Raw genomic sequence first — 2,565 nt, forward strand, 5'->3', positions numbered from 1 at the left:
GCACCGCCTCCTCTCCGCCGGTCTCGGGGCCGCCGCCCGCGCCTGGCTGGACCAGGCCCTCGACGAGGCCGCCGCCCACCCCGGCACCCACGGACCCATCTCCGTATGGGAGCTGCGCCTGGCCGAGGCCGGCCGCCGCTGCGGCGGAGCCCACGCCGACGCCGTCCGCGTCCTGATCCTGCACACGGCCCGCGCCGACACCGAGGCGCTGACCCGGGTCTACGACCAGGGCACCGCCGACGAACGCCGGGCGGTCCTGCACGCCCTGCCCCACCTCGTGCCCGGCTCCGACGCCCGCCCGCTCGTCGAGGACGCCCTGCGCACCAACGACACCCGGCTCGTCGCCGCCGCCGTCGGCCCGTACTGCGCCCGGCACCTCGACGCCCACGCCTGGCGGCACGCCGTACTGAAGTGCCTGTTCACCGGCGTCGCCCTGGACCGGGTGGCGGACCTGGCCCGGCGGGCCCGCGGCGACGGCGAACTCGCCCGCATGCTCGGCGACTACGCCGACGAGCGCGCCGCCGCCGGCCGCCCCGTCCCGGAGGACCTGCACCGCGTACGGACCCTGGCCCTGGCCCCCGCCGGGACAGCCTCCGCCTCCTCCACCCCGAGTCACACCACGGACGACCCCCACGGCAAGGAGTCCTGATGCGCCTCTTCGACCCCCACATCCACATGACGTCGCGGACCACCGACGACTACGAGGCCATGTACGGGGCGGGCGTCCGCGCCGTCGTCGAACCCGCCTTCTGGCTCGGCCAGCCCCGCACCTCGCCCGCCTCCTTCGTCGACTACTTCGACTCCCTCCTCGGCTGGGAACCCTTCCGCGCCGCCCAGTACGGCATCGCCCACCACTGCACCATCGCCCTCAACCCCAAGGAGGCGAACGACCCGCGCTGCACGCCCGTCCTCGACCTGCTGCCCCGGTATCTCGTCAAGGACAACGTCGTGGCCGTCGGCGAGATCGGCTACGACTCCATGACGCCCGCGGAGGACACCGCGCTCGCCGTCCAGCTCCAGCTCGCCGCCGACCACGGCCTGCCCGCCCTGGTGCACACACCGCACCGCGACAAGCTCACCGGACTGCGCCGCACCCTCGACGTCGTACGGGAGTCCGCGCTGCCCACGGAGCACGTCCTGGTCGACCATCTCAACGAGACCACCGTCAAGGAGGCCAAGGACAGCGGCTGCTGGCTCGGCTTCTCCGTCTATCCCGACACCAAGATGGACGAGGAACGGATGGTCGCGATCCTGCGCTCCCACGGCCCCGAGCGGGTCCTGGTGAACTCCGCCGCCGACTGGGGCAAGAGCGACCCGCTCAAGACCCGCAAGGTCGCCGACCTGATGCTCGCCGAAGGCTTCACCGAGGACGACGTCGACCGGGTCCTGTGGCGCAACCCCGTCGCCTTCTACGGACTCAGCGGCCGGCTCACCCTCGACGTCACCGCCCCCGAGGCCACCCACGAGGGCAACTCCATCCAGCGCGGCGTACCGAGGGACGAGCCCCCGCGGACGGCCGGCGTCACGGCCGCGGAGGCGTGAGCCATGCGCTTCCGCCACCCCGACGGGTCCACCGTCCATCTCGCCTACTGCACCAACGTGCACCCCGCCGAGACCCTCGACGGTGTCCTCGCCCAGCTGCGGGACCACTGCGAACCCGTCCGCCGCCGGCTCGGCCGCGACCGGCTCGGCATCGGCCTGTGGCTCGCCAAGGGCGCCGCCCACGCCCTCGTCACCGACCCGTCCGCCCTGCGCGGCCTGCGCTGCGAACTCGACCGGCGCGGCCTTGAGGTCGTCACCCTCAACGGCTTCCCCTACGAGGGATTCGGCGCCGAGAAGGTCAAGTACCGCGTCTACAAACCGGACTGGGCCGACCCCGAACGCCTGGAGTACACCACCTCGCTGGCCCGCCTCCTCGCCGGACTGCTCCCCGACGACGTTCCCGACGGCAGCATCTCCACCCTGCCGCTGGCCTGGCGCACCGCCCACGACACGGAGCGCGCCGAAGCCTCCCGCACCGCCCTGCGCACCCTCGCCGAACGTCTCGACGCACTCCAGGAGCTGACCGGGCGCTCGATCCGCATCGCCCTGGAGCCGGAACCCGGCTGCGTCGTCGAAACCACCCACGACGCCATCGGACCGCTCACCGCGATCGGCCACGACCGCATCGGCATCTGCGTCGACACCTGCCACCTCGCCACGTCCTTCGAGGACCCGCACACGGCCCTGGACGACCTCGTCCGGGCAGGCATCCCCGTGGTCAAGTCCCAGCTCTCCGCCGCCCTGCACGCCGAGCAGCCCCATCTGCCCGAGGTCCGCGAGGCCCTGCGCGCCTTCGCCGAGCCCCGCTTCCTGCACCAGACCCGCACGTCCACCGCCGCCGGACTGCGCGGCACCGACGACCTCGACGAGGCCCTGGCCGGCGACACCCTGCCCGACGGGGCGCCCTGGCGCGCCCACTTCCACGTCCCGCTGCACGCGGCTCCCACCGCGCCCCTCACCTCCACGCTGCCCGTGCTGAAGGCCGCCCTGTCCCGGCTGGTCGGCGGCCTTCAGCACGGGCAG

Annotated in this window: 3 protein-coding genes; all 3 read left to right on the plus strand. The window is 73.7% G+C overall.

Features of this window, described 5'->3' with window-relative positions:
* The coding region (locus tag AOK11_RS36710) for an EboA domain-containing protein (RefSeq protein ID WP_055597959.1) at positions 1–649 on the plus strand (649 nt) is incomplete at its 5' end.
* The gene (locus AOK11_RS36715) at positions 649–1,542 is read left to right on the plus strand and encodes a TatD family hydrolase (protein WP_055597960.1); all 894 of its coding nucleotides are present in this window, start codon (positions 649–651) and stop codon (positions 1,540–1,542) included. The genes AOK11_RS36710 and AOK11_RS36715, both read left to right, overlap by 1 nt.
* 3 nt (positions 1,543–1,545) lie before the next feature.
* Positions 1,546–2,565 (plus strand): metabolite traffic protein EboE (gene eboE, locus AOK11_RS36720; protein WP_055597961.1); only part of this gene is annotated, 1,020 nt, incomplete at its 3' end.

Source organism: Streptomyces hirsutus, assembly GCF_001418415.1.
In the GTDB taxonomy this organism is placed as follows: Bacteria; Actinomycetota; Actinomycetes; order Streptomycetales; family Streptomycetaceae; genus Streptomyces; species Streptomyces hirsutus.

Coding starts and splice junctions, on each gene's coding strand:
- AOK11_RS36715 (WP_055597960.1), top strand. CDS start 649: ATGCGCCTCTTCGACCCCCACATCCACATGACGTCGCGGACCACCGAC.